Source organism: Allomuricauda sp. TY007 (genome assembly GCF_010468565.1).
Lineage (GTDB): Bacteria > Bacteroidota > Bacteroidia > Flavobacteriales > Flavobacteriaceae > Flagellimonas.
The window spans coordinates 1-456 of record NZ_WUEG01000065.1 but is presented as its reverse complement, the minus strand read 5'-3'; the positions used below and the strand labels follow the sequence as shown (position 1 = coordinate 456).

1 protein-coding gene is annotated in these 456 nt (G+C 34.6%); it reads right to left on the bottom strand.

Annotated elements, in window-relative coordinates:
• The coding region (locus GO009_RS17445) for a hypothetical protein (RefSeq protein WP_163627980.1) at positions 1-456 on the bottom strand (456 nt) is incomplete at both ends.

Genomic DNA, 456 nt, shown 5'->3' with positions numbered 1-456 from the left:
TACTTACAATATCAGTGATATCAGATTGATGTTTTTGTCCATAGTAAGGAATAATTGTAAATTCCCAAGCAGGAATCAATTTCTTTAATGAGGCTTCCAGAATTGTTGCTTTTTGCGTCTTGTATTTAAACTGGAGTGATTTATTGACAATATCGAAACTCAGCGAATTGCTTATGATAGTATTATAGCTCATGAATGTGGCTCTCTTGATTGCTGTTCCGTTATGTGTAATCATCCAACATAAATAGGTTAGTTCAGTTATGATAGTATTATAGCTCATGAATGTGGCTCTCTTGATTGCTGTTCCGTTATGTGTAATCATCCAACATAAATAGGTTAGTTCAGCAGCACATAATGCTATTTTCTCACCTGAAGGTCTTTCAAACCTTTCCACAAACTGACGAACAAGCACCTTAGGTGGTGTTTTACATAATATATCAAATTGTGGCATGCTTA